This window comes from Chromobacterium sp. Beijing, assembly GCF_021496765.1.
Taxonomy (GTDB): domain Bacteria; phylum Pseudomonadota; class Gammaproteobacteria; order Burkholderiales; family Chromobacteriaceae; genus Chromobacterium.
On sequence record NZ_CP053750.1, the window covers coordinates 2,223,375 to 2,243,563 of the forward strand.

13 protein-coding genes are annotated in these 20,189 nt (G+C 66.5%); 3 read left to right on the plus strand and 10 right to left on the minus strand.

Going from position 1 to position 20,189, the window contains the following annotated elements; genetic code table 11:
* Window positions 1-60: 60 nt before the first annotated feature.
* Window positions 61-960: a LysR family transcriptional regulator gene (locus HQN78_RS10250; protein ID WP_227103987.1), complete on the minus strand. Its 900-nt coding sequence runs from the start codon at window positions 958-960 to the stop codon at window positions 61-63.
* Window positions 961-1,087: 127 nt separating this feature from the next.
* On the opposite strand from HQN78_RS10250, the gene HQN78_RS10255 reads away from it, so the two are divergent.
* Window positions 1,088-1,846 carry an SDR family NAD(P)-dependent oxidoreductase gene (locus HQN78_RS10255; RefSeq protein WP_235089377.1) on the plus strand — a complete coding sequence of 253 codons (759 nt, stop codon included), beginning with the start codon at window positions 1,088-1,090 and terminating at the stop codon, window positions 1,844-1,846.
* Between the two features lie 204 nt (window positions 1,847-2,050).
* Window positions 2,051-5,896, plus strand: coding sequence for an EAL domain-containing protein (locus HQN78_RS10260; RefSeq protein WP_227107662.1), 3,846 nt, complete (start codon window positions 2,051-2,053; stop codon window positions 5,894-5,896).
* A 108-nt stretch (window positions 5,897-6,004) separates the two neighbouring features.
* On the opposite strand, the gene HQN78_RS10265 is transcribed toward HQN78_RS10260, so the two are convergent.
* The 8 genes from HQN78_RS10265 to HQN78_RS10300 all read right to left on the minus strand — a co-directional run bounded on the left by HQN78_RS10265 (window position 6,005) and on the right by HQN78_RS10300 (window position 18,172).
* Window positions 6,005-6,418, minus strand: a complete 414-nt coding sequence (locus tag HQN78_RS10265; RefSeq protein WP_235089379.1) for a hypothetical protein — start codon at window positions 6,416-6,418, stop codon at window positions 6,005-6,007.
* Between the two features lie 152 nt (window positions 6,419-6,570).
* Window positions 6,571-7,635 (minus strand): beta-N-acetylglucosaminidase domain-containing protein, encoded by a 1,065-nt coding sequence (locus tag HQN78_RS10270; RefSeq protein ID WP_107800202.1) that lies wholly within the window; start codon window positions 7,633-7,635, stop codon window positions 6,571-6,573.
* A gap of 185 nt (window positions 7,636-7,820) precedes the next feature.
* Window positions 7,821-12,368 (minus strand): PAS domain S-box protein, encoded by a 4,548-nt coding sequence (locus HQN78_RS10275; RefSeq protein ID WP_235089381.1) that lies wholly within the window; start codon window positions 12,366-12,368, stop codon window positions 7,821-7,823.
* A 156-nt stretch (window positions 12,369-12,524) separates the two neighbouring features.
* Window positions 12,525-13,811 carry a serine hydrolase gene (locus HQN78_RS10280; protein WP_107800205.1) on the minus strand — a complete coding sequence of 429 codons (1,287 nt, stop codon included), beginning with the start codon at window positions 13,809-13,811 and terminating at the stop codon, window positions 12,525-12,527.
* A 264-nt stretch (window positions 13,812-14,075) separates the two neighbouring features.
* Complete coding sequence (locus tag HQN78_RS10285) at window positions 14,076-15,314, minus strand: hypothetical protein (protein WP_235089383.1); 1,239 nt, start codon at window positions 15,312-15,314, stop codon at window positions 14,076-14,078.
* Window positions 15,311-16,081, minus strand: a complete 771-nt coding sequence (locus tag HQN78_RS10290; RefSeq protein WP_235089386.1) for an outer membrane lipoprotein-sorting protein — start codon at window positions 16,079-16,081, stop codon at window positions 15,311-15,313. The genes HQN78_RS10285 and HQN78_RS10290 overlap by 4 nt, the downstream gene beginning before the upstream one ends.
* A gap of 22 nt (window positions 16,082-16,103) precedes the next feature.
* Complete coding sequence (locus tag HQN78_RS10295; RefSeq protein WP_235089388.1) at window positions 16,104-17,480, minus strand: ABC transporter permease; 1,377 nt, start codon at window positions 17,478-17,480, stop codon at window positions 16,104-16,106.
* Window positions 17,477-18,172, minus strand: coding sequence for an ABC transporter ATP-binding protein (locus tag HQN78_RS10300; protein WP_227107650.1), 696 nt, complete (start codon window positions 18,170-18,172; stop codon window positions 17,477-17,479). Before HQN78_RS10300 ends, HQN78_RS10295 begins: the two co-directional genes overlap by 4 nt.
* Before the next feature lie 327 nt (window positions 18,173-18,499).
* Here HQN78_RS10300 and ppk2 point away from each other — a divergent pair, with 327 nt between their 5' ends.
* On the plus strand, window positions 18,500-19,381 hold the full coding sequence (gene ppk2, locus HQN78_RS10305; RefSeq protein WP_235089781.1) for a polyphosphate kinase 2: 882 nt from the start codon (window positions 18,500-18,502) through the stop codon (window positions 19,379-19,381).
* A 104-nt stretch (window positions 19,382-19,485) separates the two neighbouring features.
* On the opposite strand, the gene HQN78_RS10310 is transcribed toward ppk2, so the two are convergent.
* A complete protein-coding gene (locus HQN78_RS10310) occupies window positions 19,486-20,166 on the minus strand; it encodes an outer membrane lipoprotein-sorting protein (RefSeq protein ID WP_235089390.1) in 681 nt (226 codons plus the stop codon).
* Window positions 20,167-20,189: the final 23 nt, after the last annotated feature.

A 20,189-nucleotide genomic window follows, 5' to 3' on the forward strand; every position in this document is an offset into this window, starting at 1 on the left:
TGGTTGACCGGCCTCCATGATAGGGCAGCTTGGCCCCGGCCCGCCATGTTTGCGCCCGATTCACACAAGATGCGGCGCCAGCGCCTCCGCCAGCCAATCCATGAAAACCTGCGCCCGGCGCGGCAGGTTGCGGCGGTGGGCGTACAACAGCGTGACCGGCATCGGCGCGGCGCGGTAGTCCGGCAGCACTTCCACCAGTTCGCCGCTGTCCAGCAAATGGCGCACGCCGGACTCCGGCGCCTGAATCAGGCCCAGCCCGGCCAGACAGGCGGCCTGGTAGGCGTCGGCGTTGTTGACGATGACGCTGCCGGCCATGGCCAGCCAATGACTGCCGTTGCCGTCCCGCCACTCCCAGCCGGCCGGGCGCGCGCCCAGGGTGGAAACGTAGTGAACCAGCCGGTGCCGCGCCAGGTCCTCCAGGCCGGCCGGCGCGCCGTAACGCGCCAGATAGCCGGGGCTGGCGCAATTGAGCTGCCGAAAACGTCCCAGCGGCCGCGCCACCAGGCTGGAGTCGCCAAGCTCCCCCACGCGCAGCACGCAATCGAAACCTTCTCGCACGATGTCCACCTTGCGGTCGGTGCTGCTCAGCTCCAGCTCCAAACGCGGGTGGCGCTGCAGGAATTCGTCCAGCCGCGGCAATACCTGATAGCGCGCCACGCCGCTGGGCATGTCCACCCTCAGCCGCCCGCCCAGCGCCTCCTCGCCGCGCTGGAACATGCTTTGCAACTCGTCCATGTCCGCCAGCACGTCCTTGCAACGCTCGTAAAAAGCCTGCCCATCCTGGGTCATCTGCACTTTGCGCGTGGTCCGGTGCAGCAGGCGCGCGCCCAGCCAGGATTCGGTCTGCTTGACCGCCACCGAGATGCTGGCCTTGGGCAGGCCCAAGCTGTCCGCCGCCTGCGTGAAGCTGGACAACTCGGCCACCCGGACAAAAATCTGCATCGCTTCCAGCTTGTTCATGCCGCCGCCAATTGTTATCAATATACGAACACTATAATTTAAATAATCATATTTGTTTATCAAAAACCATACAATAAACTGAGCTCATCGGGTCCAAGCCTGCACCCGCCCCCTACAGGAGATTCCCATGAGCAAGAAAATCGCAGTCATCACCGGCGGCAGCCGCGGCCTGGGCAAAAGCGCGGCCCTGCACCTGGCGCGCCAGGGCGTGGACGTCGTCATCACCTACCAAAGCCGCGCCGCCGACGCCGAGGCGGTGGTCGCCGAGATTCAAGCACTGGGCGGCCAGGCCGCCGCGCTGGCGCTGGACGTCGGCCAGAGCGCCGGCTTCGCCGCCTTTGCCGATCGGCTGCGCCAGACGCTGGCCGAGCAATGGCAACGCGCCGACTTCGATTTTCTGGTCAACAACGCCGGCATCGGCATCCACGCCGCCTTCGCCGACACCAGCGAGGCGCAGTTCGACCAACTGATGAACATCCAGCTCAAAGGCCCGTTCTTCCTGACTCAGACGCTGCTGCCGCTGATCGCCGACGGCGGCCGCATTCTCAACGTCTCCACCGGCCTGACCCGCTTTGCCCTGCCCGGCTACGCCGCCTACGCGGCGATGAAGGGCGGCGTGGAGGTGCTGACCCGCTACCTGGCCAAGGAGCTGGGGCCGCGTGGCATCGCGGTCAACGTCATCGCCCCCGGCGCGATTGAAACCGACTTCGGCGGCGGCCTGGTGCGCGACAACGAACAGGTCAACGCCCATATCGCCGCGCAAACCGCGCTGGGCCGCGTCGGCCGCCCCGACGACATCGGCGGCGCCATCGCCACCCTGCTCAGCGACGGCGCCGCCTGGGTCAACGGTCAGCGCGTGGAAGCCTCCGGCGGCATGTTCCTCTGAGCGTCGGAAGCCGCCCTCCCCAGCCGTCTAAGTGTAAGTACTTAGCACCGGGTTTCCCCCGTGAAAGCCTTGCCTGGCAAGGCTTGCGCGGGGGCGGCCGCACGCCCGCGGCCCAGGCAACGCATTTGGCATACATATGACTTGCCCCCTCCGGCGACAGGAACTAATTTTTGAGTATCCCCAGCCCCGGAGAGTACCCGCCACATGCGCGCAGGCCTGAACCGCATTCTGTCCTTCGTCAGCGGACTGGGCTTGCGCGCTCAGTTGCTGCTGTTCGCGCTGGCCTGCCTGCTGCCCGCCGCGGCGCTGATCGGCATCGGCGCCTTCGAATCGGCCCGCGACATGCGCGACGCCGCTCAGGATCAGACCCGCGTGCTGGCCGACCAGGTGGATCAGGCGCTGGCGAGCAAGATCACGGAACTGGAACGCGTGCTGGCGCAGTTGAGCAGGCGGACGCCGATACGTCGCTTCGACTTCGATGAATGCGCCGTCGCGTTCCGCGACATCGCGCTGAGCTTTCCCTCCGCCACCCAACTGACGCTCAGCAGCGCCACCGGCCTGCAAGTCTGCAGCCACGCGTCCAATCCCGCGGTCAGAACGCCGCCGACCAAGGCCGACTGGTTCCAGCGCGCGCTGGCGGCGCCCGGACTGATGCTCAGCGAGCCCTTGCTGGAGCCCGCCACCCAGCGCTGGGTGATAATGCCCAGCTATCCGGTGCGCGACGAGCAAGGCCGGCCCATTGGTCTGCTGACCGTGCAAATGGACTTGCTGACGCTGCAGGCCCAGGTCTTGCCCTCGACGCTGGACCGCAAGCTGACCATCGCGGTGCTGAGCTCGCAAGCGGCTTTTCTGTTGCGTTACCCCGACCCCGCGCTGTGGCACGGCAAAACCTCGATCAACGTCGCCCGCACCATCGCTCGCATCCGCGGCAACGCCTCCGGCTTCGAACTGGGCGTCGGCCGCGACGGGGTGTCGCGGCTTTACTCCTACCGCAAATTCTCCCAGGCCAACTGGCTGATCATCGCCGCGCTGCCGGAACAAGTGGTGCTCGCGCCCTACTACAGCCGCCTGCGCTGGAGCGCGGCCAGCGGCATCGTCACCTTGCTGCTCTGCGGCTTGCTGGCGCAAAGCTTCAGCCGCGCGCTGACGCGGCCGGCGCGCCGCTTGGCCGAAACCGCGCAAGCGGTGGCCGACGGCGACGCGCAAGCACGCGCCCCGGAACTGGGGCCGCAAGAATTGCGCGCGGTGTCGCGCCAGTTCAACTTGATGCTGGACCAGTTGCAAACGCATGTCACGGCGATCCGCCTCAGCGAGATGCAACGCGCCGGCATCATCAACACCGCGATGGACGCCATCGTCACCATCGACGCCGATCTGAACATTATCCTGTTCAACCCCGCGGCGGAACAGGCATTCGGCTATCGCGCCGAACAGGTGCTGGGCCGGCAGATAGACATGCTGGTGCCGGAAGCGCTCCGGCCCGGCCACGCTCAGCTGATCCACGGCTTCGGTCAGAACGGCCCGGTCAGCCGCAGCCTGGCGCCGGCCGGCGGCGTGCGCGGGCTGCGCGCCGACGGCAGCGAGTTCTACGCAGAAGCCTCGGTGTCCCAGCTGGAGGTGGAAGGCCAGAAGTATTACACCGCCATCATGCGCGACATCACTCTGCGGCTGAAAACCGAACAGGAGCTCAAACGCCACAGCCAGCAGCTGGAGTCGCTGCGCGACATGGGCCTGACCCTGCTGTCCGCCGCCAGCCCGCAGCAAACCGCGCAGGAGGCCTTGCGCATGCTGGCGCAATTGGTGCCGTTCTGGGGCGCGTCGGCCACGGTGTTCGACTGGAGGCACGAGGAAACCATCTTCCTGGCGCTGGAGTGCGACGCCAAGGACGAGATCCCGATCGACAGCCGCTTCCCCTTCTCCAGCTATGGCTTGAGCGATCTGGAGCAACTCAAGCGCGGACAGCCCAGCTTCATGCACGACATCACCACGCTGGCGCAGCCGCCGGCGCTGGTCAAATGGCTGCGCAGCCACGGCGTGCGCGCCTATCTGCGGCTGCCGCTGATGGCGGAAGGGCAGTTGCTGGGCTCCTTGAACCTGGCCTTCCAGGAGGTTGCCCAGCATGGCTTCGAGCATCTGGAGATCGCCCGGGCCTTCGCCCAGCAACTGGCCATCACCTTGCAACACTCCATGCTGCGGCTGCGCATAGAACGGCTCAACCGCGTTTACGCCATCCTCAGCGGCATCAATATGTTGATCGTGCGCTGCCACGACCGCCAGGAACTGTTTCGCGAAGCCTGCCGCATCGCCACCCAGAGCGGCGCGTTCAAACTGGTCTGGATCAGCATGCTGGACCGGAGCGACGGCGAACACCGCATCGCCGCGCTGCAAGGACAGACCGAGCCGCCTCCCAACGCCGACGCGCTGCTGCAACTGTCCGCCGCCGCCATCGCCAGCGGCGGCAACATCGTCTGCAATCAGCTTGGCTCGCCGCTGCCCTACGCGGCGCGCGAGCAATTGCTGGCGCAAGGCATCCGCTCGCTGGCCTGCCTGCCGCTGCCGCTGCCCGGACAACGCGCCGCCTCGCTGACGCTGTGCTCCAACGAAGCCAACGCCTTCGACCACGAGGAAATGCAGCTGCTGGCCGAACTGGCCGGCGACATCGCTTTCGCGCTGGATCACATCGAAAAAGAGGAAAGGCTGCACTTCCTGTCCTACTACGATGAGCTGACCGGCCTCGCTAACCGCAGCCTGTTCCACGAGCGCCTGGCGCAGCAAATCAGCTCCAGCCACCATGAACAGCGCCGCCTGGCGGTGATCTTCCTCGACATCGAGCACTTCAAATCCATCAACGACGTCTACGGCCGCTGGGCCGGCGACCAGGTGCTGCGCCTGCTGGCGGCGCGGCTGGAGTCGTTTACCGAAGAGGCCCGGCTGTTGGCCTGCGTCAAGATAGACCGCTTCGCGCTGATCATCCCCGAGGTCAAGAGCGAGGAGGACATTGCGCGTCAGGTGATGCAGTTGCAGGAACACTGCGTCGCCCAGCCCATCGCCATCCTGGACAAGCAGTTGCGCGTGTCGGCCAAATTCGGCATCGCCATCTTCCCGGAAGACGGCGCCGACGCGGAAAGCCTGCTGGAGAACGCGGAAGCCGCGCTCAAACTGGCGCAAAGCACCAATGAGCGCTATTTGTTCTACCGTCAGGAGATGAGCGAACGCGCCGCGGTGACGCTGGAGCTGGAAAACCGGCTGCGTCTGGCGCTGGAGCGCCAGGAGTTCGTGCTGCACTACCAGCCCAAAGTGGACGCGGTGTCGCGGCAGATCGTCGGCGTGGAGGCGCTGCTGCGCTGGCAGAGCCCGGAGCGCGGCCTGGTGTCGCCGGCGCAATTCATCCCCTTGCTGGAGGAAACCGGCCTGATCCTGGAGGTGGGCGTCTGGGCCTTGCGTCAGGCCGCGCGCGACCATCTGCGCTGGCTGGAGGCCGGCTATCCGGCGCCGCGCATCGCGGTCAACGTCTCCCCGCTGCAACTGCGCCAGGCCGATTTCTCCGAACAGTTGCAACAGGCCTTGAGCGAAGGCGCCGCCGTGCCGGGCATAGACATCGAAATCACCGAAACCGTGGTGCTGGACAATCTGAACACCTGCGGCGAAACGCTGCGCCGCATCCGCGACATGCAAGTGGGCATTTCCATCGACGATTTCGGCACCGGTTATTCCTCGCTGTCCTATCTGGCCAAGCTGCCCACCCAGGAGCTGAAAATCGACCAGTCCTTCGTCCGCGCGATGCTGAACGATCAGGACGCGATGACGCTGACCGGCGCCATCATCGCGCTGGCCCATTCGCTGCAGCTTCGCGTGGTGGCGGAAGGCGTGGAAACCGACGAACAAGCCACCGCGTTGACGTATATGTTCTGCGACACCCTGCAAGGGTATCTGTTCAGCAAACCGCTGCCGGCGGCGGAGCTGGAACGCCGCTTCTGGCGCGAGCGGCCCGATCCCTGCGCCCCGCTACTCAACACCGTGCAGCCCCCCGCCACCGCGCCGGCGGGCTGATTCCACCCGGCCGGACGGCGCCCGATCCACGCAGCGAACATGCAAAAAGGGAGGCCTGAGCCTCCCTTCGTCCCCGTTCGGGCCGCGCTGAGCGCGGCCTCTTTCAGCTTACTTGGCTGCGGAAGCCGCGGCTTTCTTGTGGGTCTTTTTAGCGGCGTGCTTCTTGTGCTGCGCCGGTTTCTTGGCGGCTTTGGCCGGAGCGGAAGCTTCCGCCTTGGCCGCTTGCGCTTTCTGAGCCGGAGCGGAGGCCGCTTGTTTGTGGACTTTCTTGGCGACGTGCTTCTTGTGCTGCGCCGGCTTCTTGGCGGCCTTGGCCGGGGCGGAGGCTTCAGCCTTGGCCGCCTGGGCTTTCTGCGCCGGAGCGGAAGCGTGCTTCTTCACCGCCTTGTGCTGCGCTTTCTTGGCGGCGGGCGCGGCTTTGGCGGCCGGGGCGGAAGCCGGCTTGGCGGCTTCGGCGGCGAAACCGGCGGCGGAGCTCAGGGCGAAAGCGGCGGACAGTACGATCAGGCTCAGTTTTTTCATGATGACATTCTCCAGTCGGGTCAGGGGGCGTCCGTCTGCTCAGTGCGGCCGCGACGCCAGGCTTTGGTGTTTCCTTGCTGCTCATCCTAGGCGTCCCGGCCCGCCCCCGTCTGTTAGTCAGTTGTAAAGGCATGTAACGCCAAGTAGCCTCCCTACTGAGTCTGCACCTCAAGCTCGCTGATCCGATACTCGCCATCCAGCCAGGCCACCACTTCGTGCGCGCAAGGGTGCTCCACCGCCGCGTAACGCGCGCGCAGTTCCGCCGCGCGCTCGCCCAGTTGATCCAGCCCCACGTCCTGCAGCAGCAGCAGATCCCGCCACAGCATGTCGGCCAGTTCCTCGCCGGCCACCACCTGGGCCGCCCGGCGCATCGAGGCGCCGTATTGATAGCGCGGCCCCAAGCGGTAGCTGTCCGCCAGCGTCAGCGCGGGAATCAGGCTGAGCGCGGCTTGCTGCGCCGGATTGATCCCATGCGCCGCCAGCAGCTCGGCGTTGGCCGCGGACCGCCCGGTGAAGCCGCGCAGGTGCAGGTATTGCGACATCCGCGCGCCGTCGTTCACCGGGTAGTTGTCCCACAACACCGGCTTGCGGCCCAGCCATTTGCCCACTTGCAGCAGGTGTCCGGGCGAGATTTCGCGCGAGCACACCTCCTCGCCGGTCCAGAAAATATCGATGTCCGGCGCCAGCCACTGGCCCAGTTGCTGCAGATAGCCGGCCGGGCGCTGGCCGAACACCCGGTCCAGCACCGGATCGCTGGAATAATAGCTGGGGCAGACCAACAAACGCTCCACCGCGCAGCGCTGCCGCACCCAGGCGACGATCTCCGCCTGGCGCTCCGCCAGATCGGGCAGATCGCCGCGCATATCGTCGAACAGGATGGCCAGTTGGCTGACGCCGATGCGCTGCAGTTGCTCCAGCTTGCGCGCCAGCGCCTGGCGGGCCTCGTCGTTGAAATCCAGATACGCTTCGTACGGGCTCAGCCCCATGCCGAAACCGACCTCCTGCCGCCGGCAATGAGCGGCGAACGCCGCCAGCCTAGCCTCCTGCTCAGCCGGGTAGTCCAGCTGCCACTGGCGGCGCAGATACGCGTCCGCTTTCGGCGCGTACAGATAGAAACGGTAGCCGTGCGCCGCCAGCGTGGTGACCAGCAGCTCCCGCTGCGCCCAATTCCACGGCTTGCCGTAGAAGCCTTCGATAGTGCCTAAAGGGATATTCATGTAGAGAAACCTTCCGCGTCCTCGGCGCATCGGCGCCAGCCTGCCTCGCGTCCAACGCCAGGCCGGATCTTCGCGCCCGGCCGGCGACCGGAATGGCCGCCGGCCATCGGAAAAAATGACTTCATCCTATTGATTGACTCAATAAGCTGCGCCAAGTTGCATGAAAAGGCCAGAATCTGGCGCGCTTATGCCATTGCCGGCAAGGCGTCCAGGGCCGCGCACAAGGCCGTCAGCTCCAGGCCCAGCGCCTGCATGCCGGGCATAGCCTCTTCAAGCCGCCCTTGCCGCAAGACGGCTTCCAGCGCGGCCGCCTCGGTCTGGATGCGGACCAGCCCCAAGGAGCCGGCGGCGCCTTTCAGCGAATGGGCGATACGGCATGCCTCCTCGCCCTCCTCGGCCCGCGCCAGGCCCTGCAGCCTGGCCAAGTCGTCGCGGTGCATGCCCGCGAATTTGCGCAGCAAGCGCTCAAAACGCTCCAGGTCGTCCCCGACGATGCGCAGGCCCGCCTCCAGGTCCACGCCGGGCAGCCTCATCAACTGTTCCCGGCGCCCGCTTTCCGGCGTCGGATCGACGCGGATCCTCTCGGGCGGAATCATCGACGGCAGCCATTTCAGCAGCAAGCCGAACAGCTGTTCCGGGTCCACCGGCTTGGCCACGAAGTCGTTCATGCCGACCTCCAGGCAACGCTGGCGATCCTCGTCGAAGGCGTTGGCGGTCATGCCCAGAATCGGGACCCGCTCCCAGCTCGGCATGGCCCGGATCCGGCGCGTCGCCTCCAAGCCGTCCAGTTCCGGCATCTGCACGTCCATCAGCACCAGATCGTATTCGCCCGCGGCGGCGCACTCCACGGCCTCGCGGCCGTTCCTCGCCAGCTCGGCTCTCAGGCCGACGCTGCCCAATAGCCAGAGCGCCACTTCCTGATTGATGACGTCGTCCTCCACCACCAGCACCCGCGCGTCCGCGCGCAAGCGCAGTTCGGCCTCCACCTCGTCCGGCTCCACGCCGGCGGGCTCGGCCGCCACGCTCCGCCCCAGCGTCAGCCAGGCGGTCAGCCAAAACACGCTGCCCTGTCCTTCCCGGCTTTCCACCCCCACTTCGCCGCCCATCAAGGCCGCCAGCCGCTGGGTGATCGCCAACCCCAGGCCGGTGCCGCCGTATTTGCGGGTGGTGGAATCGTCCGCCTGCTGAAACGCCTGGAACAGGCCGGCCAGCTTGTCGGCGGGAATGCCTATGCCGGTGTCGCGCACCTCGAAGCGCAGCAGCAGGCGCTCGCCCTCGCTCCTCAGCAGCCGGGCGCGCAGGGCTATCGTGCCCCGCTCGGTGAATTTGACCGCGTTGCCGGCGTAGTTGAGCAAGGCCTGGCGCAGGCGGGTGGGATCGCCGCGCAGACACGGCGGCACGCCGGCGTAATCGATCTCCACGCGCAAGCCCTTGGCCTGCGCCGCTTCGTCGATCAGCGACCGCGCATGGTCGAACAGCGCCCCGACGGAGAAGTCGGTCCGCTCCAGCGACAACTTGCCGGCTTCGATCTTGGACAGGTCCAGAATGTCGTTAATGATGGAGAGCAGATGCCCGCTGGCCACCAGCACCTTTTCCAGCTTGGCCTGCTGCTCCGGCCGCGGCTGGGTGCGCATCAGCAAGTGGGTGAAGCCGATGATGGCGTTCAAGGGCGTGCGGATTTCATGGCTCATATTGGCGACGAAGGCGCTCTTGGCCAGATTGGCCGCTTCCGCGTCCTCCTTGGCGCGCACCAGGGCCTGCTCGGTTTCCTTGCGCCGGGTGATGTCGGTGACGAAACCGATGATGGTGTCCGAGGCGCCCGGCGTGTCCGGCAAGTAGTACAAAATCATCTCCACCGCCACCAGCCGCCCGTCCCGCGTTCTTTGCCAGGTTTCGAACTGCGCCCGGCTCTGTTGCCGCAGGCGCTCCACGGTTCGCGCGTAAAGGTCGGGCGTGGTGTCGGGCACGATGTCGGACACGTTCAGGCGCAGCATGTCTTCGATGTCGTAGCCCAGCAATTGCGCCGCGTAGCGGTTGACGTAGATCAGCCGCCCGCTGGCCGCGTCCACCCAATGTATGCCTATGCCCACGCTGTCCATGGCGAACTGAGTGGTTTGCAGTTTGGCGCTGGTGGCGCGCACTTCGGCGGTGCGCATCGCCACCAACTCTTCCAGATGATGACGATGCTGGTCCAGCTCCAGGCCCAGGCGCTTTTTCTCGCTGATATCCTCCTGCAAGGACAGATAATGGCTGATTCTGCCGTCCGGCTGACGGATAGGCGAGATATGGGCGAAGTCCACATAGTCGCTGCCGTCCTTGCGCCGGTTGAACAGCTCGCCTTTCCACGGCTTGCCGGCCCGCAGCGCCTCCCAGAGTTCGGCATAGGTTTCCGCCGGGGTCAGCCCGGACTTGAGCAGATTGGGCGTTTGCCCCATCACTTCTTCCCGGCTGTAGCCGGTATTGCGGACAAAGGCTTCGTTGACGTATTCGATCCGCGTCTCCAGATCGGTGATGACGACGCTCTCCGGGCTCTGTTCCACCGCCATCGACAGCTGACGGATCCGTTCCGCCGCCTGCCGTCTCAGAGTGATGTCGCGGAAAGCGCCGTAGACCCCGCCGTCCGGCAGGCGGATCGCGTTCACTTCCACCGGCACCTCGGCGCCGTCCTTGCGCCGCAGCAGCATCTCGGCGCTCAGCTGCTCGTCGGACAGCAGGCGCCGGAACAAGGACTGCGCGTCGCCCGCCGCGGAGTCGACGCTGAAATCGCCCACCCGCATCGCCAGGATTTCCGCTTCCTCATAGCCCAATAGCTGACAGGCTTGCAGATTGGCGTACTGATAACGCCCTTCCGCGTCCGCCACCAAGACCGCGTCGGCCGCATGATCCAGCACGCTGCGATACCGCGCTTCGGCGCTGGCCAGCGCCTGGGTTTTTTCACGCAACGGCCGTAAATCGTTATAGGTGCCGAAAAAGCCGCAAAACGCGCCGGACAGATCGTGCATGGCGGTGACGGAGGCGTACACCGGGATGATTTCGCCGTTGCGGGCGACGCGGGCCAGTTCGCCGCTCCAGCGCCCTTGTTCCACCACCTGCCGTTCCAGCGCCGCCCGTTCCGCCCTCCTTGCCGGGTCGTCCGGGATGAAGCGGGAGATCGACGAGCCCAGCAAATCGCCCATCGGATAACCCATCAGTTCGCCGAACGCGGCGTTGACGTACAAGATGTTCTTGGCCGCGTCGGTCATTACCACCGGCTGCGCCGATTGATCCAGCGCTTCCGCCAGCCGGTGGCGCTCTTCTTCCATGGATTTGCGGACGGTGATGTCCTCGGTGAAGATCACGATGCCGCCGATGGATCCGTCGCGCGCATGCCATGGCCGCACTTCCCAGCACAGCCACTGCGCCGCGCCGTCCAGGCGCAGAAAGCGGTCCTCCTCCTCGCGTATCACCTCCCCGGCCAGCGCCCGCCGATGCACCTCCCGCCAGACGGCGGGGACTTCCGGAAACACCTCATAGTGGGATCGGCCGATGAGCGTCTCGCCGTCCAAACGGTAATCGTCGAGCCAGCGGCGGCTGGCGGCCAGATAACGCATGTCGCGATCGAACATCGCCAGCGCCGCCGGCGCGTGCTCGATGAACAGCGACAGCCTTTCCTCGCTCTCCAGCAAGGCGTTTTCCATGGCCTTGCGCTCGGACACATCCTGCATCGCGCCGCGTACCGACACCACCTTGCCGTCCGCCAGCACCGGTCTGCCGGACACGCGCACCCATTTGCGCTGGCCGCTTGCGCTCAGCAGTTGCAACTCCAGATCATAGGGTTCGGCTTCCGCCACCACCCGGCGCACGGCCTCCTCGATGCGCTGTCGGTCTTCGCCGTGGAAAAAACTCAGTCCAATGCGGGTGTTGATCGGCTCGTCGGCCGGCAGATCGTGAATGCGGGCCACTTCCGAGGTCCAGCCGCCGTCCCCGCTGGCGGGATCGAACCACCACCCGCCCACCCGGGCGATGGCGCTCATTTCCCGCAGCCACTCCTCCCGCTGCCTCTGTTCCGCCTCGGCGCGCTTGAGCGCGCTGATGTCGGAGGCGATGCCGCACACCGCGTAGGCTCGCCCCTTGGCGTCGCGCAGGGGAAACTTGTACACCAGATAGGTGTGCGGGCCATCGTCCTGCGGCACCGTCTCCTCGTATTCGCGCGCCTGCCCGCTGCTCAACACCTCCAAGTCGGCGCTGCGCAAACTGGCCACCACCTCAGGCGGGAACAGATCCTCGTCGCGCAAGCCGCGCATAGCCTCCGCGCTGATATGGAACAACTCGGGATAACGCTGGTTGACCAATAAATAGCGGCCGTCCACGTCCTTGACGAAAATCACCGCGGTGGAGTTGTCGATGATGGCGTGCAACAAGGCCTGCTGACGCGTCAGTTCGCTCTCCGCCCAGCGCGAGCGGCGGCTGATCAGGCGCTGGCTGAACAGGCTCAACATCAAGCCGCACAGCGCGAACAGGACAATGGAGGCGGCATCCGCCGGCCGGGCGATGGCGAAGCTCCATTGCGGGGGGATGAACAGATACCAGACCAACGGCACCGACAAGGCGGTGGCGACCAGGCCGCCGGCCAGCCCGCCCAGCATGGCGGAGAGGAAGACGGCGGGATAAAACAGGAACCAGGCGTAAGGGCGGACCCAGTCCCACAACAGCCATTGCGCGGACAGGGCCAGCAAGGGCACCAGAACCCCCATCCCGCACGCGCGCCATGGAAAGACAGCGAGAAAGGCCCGGAAACGCCACCCCCGCGCCCCTTGTTTAAAGTCCGTCAATTCTCGGCCTCGACTCGAAAGCTGGCTTGGTTTTGTCTGTTCTCACGATAGACCACGCCATCCCGCCGGACAAACCGCCTACTGCCGCCGCAGACGCCTGGTCACCCCCTCCGCGTCGCACCATTGCAAGGTCCCTTCCTCTATCAACAAGGTCTCCGGCAACACCGCGGCGCGCGCCAGTTGCGGCGTCTGCGCCGTCACCGTCAACGGGTAGGCGATGGGCAGGTCGTAACGGCGCGGACTGCGCGCATAGCAGCCGTGCTCGTTGTAAAACAACTCCAGCCACGCCCCTTCCCCGTTCTCATAGCGACCGGGGACGAACAACTGCTCGTCCGGCTGCTGCCGTCCCGGCGGCGGCAGCGCTTCCAGCGTTTCTCCGCTGGCGATGCGCGCCAAATCCCTGCCCAAACGCTCCACCGGCGAGCCGAAGGCGTTGGTCAGCGCCACCACGCCGCCGCCGCCGGGCAAGACGCTCATGAAGGCGAAGAAGCCGTTGACGTCGCCAAAATGCTGGGCCAGCCGCTGCCGGCGGCCGGCCAGCGTCCAGTCCTCGCCGTAAAACCCGTAGGCGTACTCCAAGGCCCCCACGTCCAGCATCAAGGCCGCCAGCCGGGCCGGCAACGCCTCTCCCCGCTGCAGGGCCTCCAGCCAGCGGCACAGATCGCCGGCGCTGGAGGCCAGATCGTAAACGCCCCAGGCCACCGACATGTCCATAGGTTCCGCGTAGCGCCACGGCGCTCCCGGATGCAGGCCGCGCGCGGCTTGCGGCAGGATGACGCGGCCGTCGTCGACATAGGTGCGCTCCAGGCCCAGCGGCCGGAACAGGTATTGCTGCCGATAGCTGGCGAAGTCCTGATCCGCGACCCGCTCCACAATGGCCGCCAGCAACAAATAGCCGGTATTGCTGTAAGCGTGGGCGATGCCGGGCGGGCAGGCCGGCGGCAAGGCGTGCGCCCAGTCCAGCAGTTCCTGCGGCCGGTGCGCCAGCCGCATCCGCGTCGGCCAATACTCGGCCGCGCTGGTGAAATTGGCGGTGCCGGCGCTGTGATTCAGCAATTGATGCAGGCTGATGCCCGCCGCATTGGGGAAATCGGGGAAGAAGCGCTCCAGGCTGTCGCTCAGCTCCAGCCGCCCCTGGGCCACCTGCTGCAGCAAGGCGGCCGCGGTGAAGCTCTTGCTCAGCGAGCCGATGCGAAACACGGTGTCCTTCTCGTTGGCCACGCCCAGGCCGGGATCGGCCATGCCGCCGGCCACCGCCACCCGTTCGCCGTCGGCCAGCGAGACGGCGGCCACGCCGTGCAGGCAGCCCGCCGTATTCCAGGAACGCAGATACGTTTGCAAAGCGGCCGCCGTATTCATGCCCATGCCCGTCCCCTCCGTCAGGATCCTATCGACGCCTAGCGACATCGCGTCGCCCACACATCACTATGGTTGCTTTCCCCGCCGCTCGCCATGCCTTCCCGCGGCGCGGCGGTCATCACGCGCACCGACTCAGGGCTGTCCGCGCGGTCGCGAGCCGGGGCAAGACAGGGCGCTGCGGCGGAGAAAATGGAATAGCCGTACGAAGCACGGGAATTTCGAAGGGGTTTGCAAGGCTTCGCCGCAGCGCGGCGGATCGTGAACAGGCGCTCAGAAGAAATAGTCGAACAGCACTTGCCAGACCCGCCGCGCCGGGCTGGCGCCGTAACGGCTGTCCGGCGCGCCGTCGAAGCGTTGCCACTGCAAGGCCAGATCCGCCGGCCCCAGGTGATAGCGGGCCTCCGCCCAATTCATGCCGCTGTGGTCTACCAGGTCGAAGCTGCGCATCGCGGTCACGTCCAGATCGTCCACCAGCGCATCCTGCCAATGCGCGCGCAGCAAGGCGGCGCGCCGGGTGGGCAGGCCGCCACCGGTGCCCACCCCCGCCCGATAGGCGGCGTAGAGCGCGGGCCTCGCGCGCAGCGCGCGCCATTCGTCCCGGTCCGGCGCCGCCCCGTCCTGCTGTCCCTCCAGCGTCAGGCTCAGCTTGTTGGCGCCGGTCCAGCTCAAGCCCCCGGACAGGCGATTGCGCCAGGCCGAATCCGGCCGTCCCAGGCTTTGCCTCCAATCGGTCCGCTGCCGGCCGCCGGCCCATTCCAGATAGACCACGGTGGCGTCGCCGAGCACGCGCGACAGATTGAAGCCCAGCTGAGGCGAACGGCCTTGCTCCTGCAACAGCAGCCATTGCGGATTGAGGTTCTCCGCAAAGCGATAACTGCCGGCCAACAGCAGCCGCTGCCGGGGATTGCTGGCGCCCCAGTCCAGGCTGGCACCGTCCGGATTCGGCCCCGACCCCAGCTTGGGCGACCAGATCGCGGTCAAGGAGCCGCGGTCCCACAGCTTCTGCCAGCGCAACATGGCGTTGCCCAAGCGGTTTTGCCGCAGGCTGTCCGGGTCCGCGGACACTACCGAGCGCACGGTGCCCGCGCCGAGAAAATCGGTGGGGTTGTAGCCGACGGCCACGCCGTAGCGGGTATTGATACGCCCCAGGTCCATCATCGTCTCGACGCCGAACTCGCGGCTCAGATACGCTTCCTTCAAGGTGTTGACGCCGTGGTCCCGCCGCGGCGAGCCGGCGAAGCGCCAATCCAGCCGGTTGGCCAGCACGCCGCGCCAGGCCGGGCTCAGCCGGCCGTCCCAGCGCAGATCGAAGGACAGCCGCTGGCCGTCCTCCCCCGGCCGCGGCGACAAGGCGGCGGCCTCCAGCTGAAGCTTCAGATCCCGCGGCTTGTCATCCTCCATCCGGGTCTGATCGGCCAGCCGCAGCGCGTCCTCCTCCGGCGACGCGTCTGCGCCCCGCGCGGCAGCGCAGACCAGCGCCAGCCCAAACGCCAGCCGCCGCATCGTCATTCGGCCCGGAAGCGCGGCAGATAATCGCGCTGCAGCCAGGCTTCCGGCACCTCGCGCCAGGCGAACTGGCTGTTGCGCAGCACGGTGATCCAGCGCGGATTGAGGCCGTCTATGATCACGGTCTCGGTTGGGCGCTCGCGTCCCAGCACCGGCTGGTAAGCGCGGTAATACGCGGTCTTCAACAGACTGCCGCTTTCGGCGTAGAACTGCGCCTTGCGGCTGCGGTAGCCGTCGCGATCCACCCACAGATCGATGGCGTGGTAGGTGACGCCGGGATTGCGCGCGCTCAGCCGCAGCTTGTAGCAAAGCCGCGCCTGGCGGTCCCCGTCCTGTATCGTTTCCTCGCCGGCCAGCGCCGCCTGATAGTCCAGCGCCAGATTGACGGTGACCACGTCGCCGTTGGCCGCCTGGCCCAAGAGCCGCTGCTGCGGCGAAATCGGCACGCTGGCCTTGCTCGCCGGATCGAAAAACCACAGATCGTTGCCGCTCTTGAGCATCAGCTTGCCGGCGTCCCGCTTGGGATTGATGAAACGCAGCAGGCTGCGGAACTGGCCGCTTTTCTGATCGGCGCGCGAATACACCGCCAGCGCGCTGGCCTCGTTCTGCTTGCCGTCCTTATAGCTGACCAAGGACACCACCAGCCCGAAAGAGCGTTCCGGATTGCGCACCGCGTCGCTATTGGCCAGGATGGTCTGCGCGTCCGGCGCCGCCAGCGCCGACGCCGCCCACAGGGCAACGCTCAACGCGGCCCAGCGTGTCGTCTTCATGCCGGTAGAGATTCCAAACGTTTCACGCATGACGCAAAGCCTCCACGATATTGGCCGCCGCCGCCCGCCGCGCCGGCCACCACGACGACAGCAGCGCCATCGCCATCAAACCGCCGGCGGTCACCGCCATCATCCGCCACTCCCCCCATACCCGCACCAGGATGGGGCTAGGGTCCACCTGCCCCGGCGGCAGCCAGGTCAGCCCGGCGTGATTGATCAGCCAGGCCAGCAACAGCGCCAGCGCGATGCCCAGCACCCCGCCGCCCAGGCCCAGCAGCCAGCCTTCGCACAGGAACAGCCGCTGGATGCCGCGGCGGCGCAGGCCCATCGCCCGCAGCGTGCCGATCTCCACCGTGCGCTCCAGCACCACCATATTCATGGTGTTGCCTATGGTGAACAGCGCCACGCAGGCGATCAACACCGCCAGGAAGCCGAAAATGGTGCCGAACATGCCGGTGATCTGGCCGTATTGCGGCTGCAGCGTGGCGAAGTCGTGCGCCGCCAGCGGCTGGCCGCGCAAGCTGGTGGCGAACAGCTGACGCAAACGCGCCTCGGCCTCCGGAATCTGCGCGGTGTGCCGCAGCTGCAACACGATGGCGGTGGCCATCGGCTCGCCCTGGCCGTACACCAGCTGTTGCGCCTGGCGCAGATGCAGACCGACATACATATCGTCCAGCTCCTTGATGCCCTGGCTCTCCACCTTGGCCACTTGCAGACGGGCCACATTGGGCGCGCCGGCGGCGGTGGCGGCCAGCAGTTCGATCTGATCGTCGCGGACGCTGGCCGGCGGCGCCGCCGCGGCCAAGGCCTCCAGATCGGCCGGCAGGTCCTTGCCGCCCGGCGGAGCCGGCGGCGGCGCGCAATCCTTGAGCTTGAAGGCCGCGCACAGTTGCAGCACCCGCGCCACCCCGGTGCCTATCACCGCCGCGTTCGGCGCGGTGCCGGTCAGCGCCACCGGCTTGCGCTTGTCGTTGAAGCCGTAATCGTCCCAGCGCCGCAAGCGGTTCTGCGCGTCCACCTCGCTGCCGCGCGCAATCACCGTACGCGAGGCGCCGGCGGAATAATGACCGGCGATGCCGCCCAGGCTCAGCGTGGGCGTGACCACGGTCAGCATGGGCCGCAGCACCGGATCGTTCTCGATCAGCCGCATCGCCGCGCGGTAGTCGCGGATGCCGTAAGCGGCCGGATTGCCGCTGCCGTACAGGAAGTAATCCCGGTGCTGCACCTGCAGATGGCCGCCGGCGCGCACCATGCCGGTTTGCAAGCCGTATTGCACCGTGCGGTTGTAGCCGCCGAAGAGCAGCACCGCCACCAGGCCTATGATCATGGTGGACAAGGTCGCCAAGGTGCGGCGACGGTTGCGCAACAGATTGCGCCAAGCCAGTTTCAAGGTGTTCACGCCAAGGCCTCCCCCGCGTTCAAGACGCCGACCCGGCCGTCGCTGACCAGGTAACGCTCGTCCGCCGCCGCGATCACCTGCGGGTCATGCGAGGAGAACACCACCGCCACTCGGCGTTCTCGCTGCAATTGGCGCAACAGAGCCAGGATGGACGCTCCGGTCTGGCTGTCCAGATTGGCGGTGGGTTCGTCGGCCAGCACCAAGGCCGGCTCGTGCACCAGCGCGCGCGCAATCGCCACCCGCTGGCGCTGCCCGCCGGACAGCTGGCCGGGCCGGTTCGCCGCCTTGTCCGCCAAGCCCACCGCCGCCAGCATCTCCAGCGCCCGCTCGCGCCGCTGCCGCGCCGGCACGCCTTGCAATTGCAGCGGGTATTCTACGTTCTCAAAAGCCGACAATACCGGCATCAGATTGAAGTTCTGGAAGATGAAGCCGATGTGGCGCGCGCGAAAATCGCTGAGCGCGTCATCGCTCAAACGGTTCAGCGCCTGTCCCGCCACCTCGATTTCTCCGACGTCGGCGCGGTCTATGCCGCCGATCAGATTCAGCAGCGTGGTCTTGCCGCTGCCGGACTGGCCGGACAGCACGGTGAAGCGCGCCGCGGCGATCTTGAGGCTGACATCGGCCAGCGCCGGCACCCTCACCTGCTCCATCCAGTAGCTCTTCGACACCCCGTTCACCTCAACCGCCCACATAGTCCGCTCCGCCGTCAAAACACAATGGCATGAATATGCATGAAATCGGCATGAAAAGCTTTGCCTTGTGACAAAACGCCCATTGCGGACTCCAACGGTGTTCCGGCCGCGCCAAAGCGCGCGCATCGACACCGGTTTTCCATGGGAGTAGCATGGTTTTATCCCTCGCAAAGGAGCTTGCATGACACAAAACACAAACCCGCCTCAAGCCCCCTGCCCGCGGAAGCGGACGCCGACGCCCAGCCGCCGGCCGTCAAGCCGCCGCGCCGAACCGCCTCCCACCGCCGCAACAATGTGGAGCGCGCGCACCAGGAATCGGTGCAAGCCATCGAAACCGTCAGTCAGCAGCCGGTGGCCTTGCAAGTGGCCGCCGCGCCGCAAGGCAGCGCGGAGGACAGCGTCAGCGCCGAACTGCCGGCCAGCTACCCCTACCGCACGCGGATGCGCCGCCCGGAATACGAGTTGCAGAAGCAGGCGCTGCAGATCGAACTGTTGAAAGTGCAGAACTGGGTCAAGGAAAGCGGCCAGAAGATCGTGATCCTGTTCGAAGGCCGCGACGCCGCCGGCAAGGGCGGCACCATCAAACGCTATATGGAACACCTGAACCCGCGCGGCGCGCGCGTGGTGGCGCTGGAAAAGCCGTCGGACCGCGAGCGCGGCCAATGGTACTTCCAGCGTTACATCGAACACCTGCCCACCGCCGGCGAGATCGTCTTCTTCGACCGCTCCTGGTACAACCGCGCCGGCGTGGAGCGCGTGATGGGCTTTTGCCATCCGCACGAATATCTGGAGTTCATGCGCCAGACGCCGCAACTGGAGCGCATGCTGGTCAACAGCGGCATCCGTCTGTTCAAGTTCTGGTTCTCGGTCAGCCGCGAGGAACAGCTGCGCCGCTTCATCTCCCGCCGCGACGATCCCTTGAAGCACTGGAAACTGTCGCCCATAGACATACAGTCGCTGGACAAATGGGACGACTACACCGCGGCCAAGGAAGCGACCTTCTTCCACACCCATACCGGCGACGCGCCGTGGACGGTGGTGAAATCCGACGACAAGAAGCGGGCCCGCCTCAACTGCATCCGCTACTTCCTGTCCCGGCTGGACTACCCGGACAAGGACGCGCGCGTCGCCCGAGCGGCCGATCCGCTGCTGGTGGGCGAGCCGCACACCATGGACGCGGAGGACAGCGACGCCTTGTTGCGGATTTGAGCGTACCGCAGCCACTCACTCCACCCGGAACCGCGGCAGATAATCCCGCTGCAGCCAGGCCTCGGGCACCTCGCGCCAAGCGAAACCGCTCTTGCGCATCACGGTTACCCACTGCGGATTGAGGCCGTCGATGATGACGGTCTCAGTGGGCGGTCCCGGCCCAGGGCCTGGCGGTAGCCGCGGTAATAAGCCGTTTTCAGCAACTCGCCGCTGGCGGCGTAGAACTGCGCCTTGCGGCTGCGGTAACCGTCGCGATCCACCCACAGCTCGATGGCGTGATAAGTCACGTCCGGCCGCCTCGCGCTCAGCCGCAGCTTGTAGCTGGCGCGCGGCTGGCGGTCGCCGTCCATCACGGTTTCCTCCGCCGCGAGGGTGGCCCGATAGTCCAGGGTCCAGTTCACCGTCACCACGTCGCCGTTGGCCGCCTGACCCAGCAGCCGTTGCTGCGGCGAAATCGGCACGCTGGCCTGGCTCGCCGGGTCGAACACCCATAAATCCTTGCCGCTTTTCAAGGTCAGCTTGCCCGCGTCGCGGCTGGGGCTGACAAAGCGCAACAGGCTGCGAAACTGGCCGCGCCGCGGATCGGCCCGCGAATACAACACCAGCGAGCTGGCTTCGCTAGGCTTGCCTTGCTTATAGCTGAGCAGGTCGACCTTCAGGCTGAAAGACTTGCCCGGATTGCGCACCTCGTCGCTCCAGGCCAGTATCTGCTGCGCGTCCGGCGCGGCCCAGGCCAAACCCTGCCAGCCCAGCAAAACCAAGCCCAATATGCGCGCGCGCTTCATTTTCCGCTCCCTTCCCTCATCCG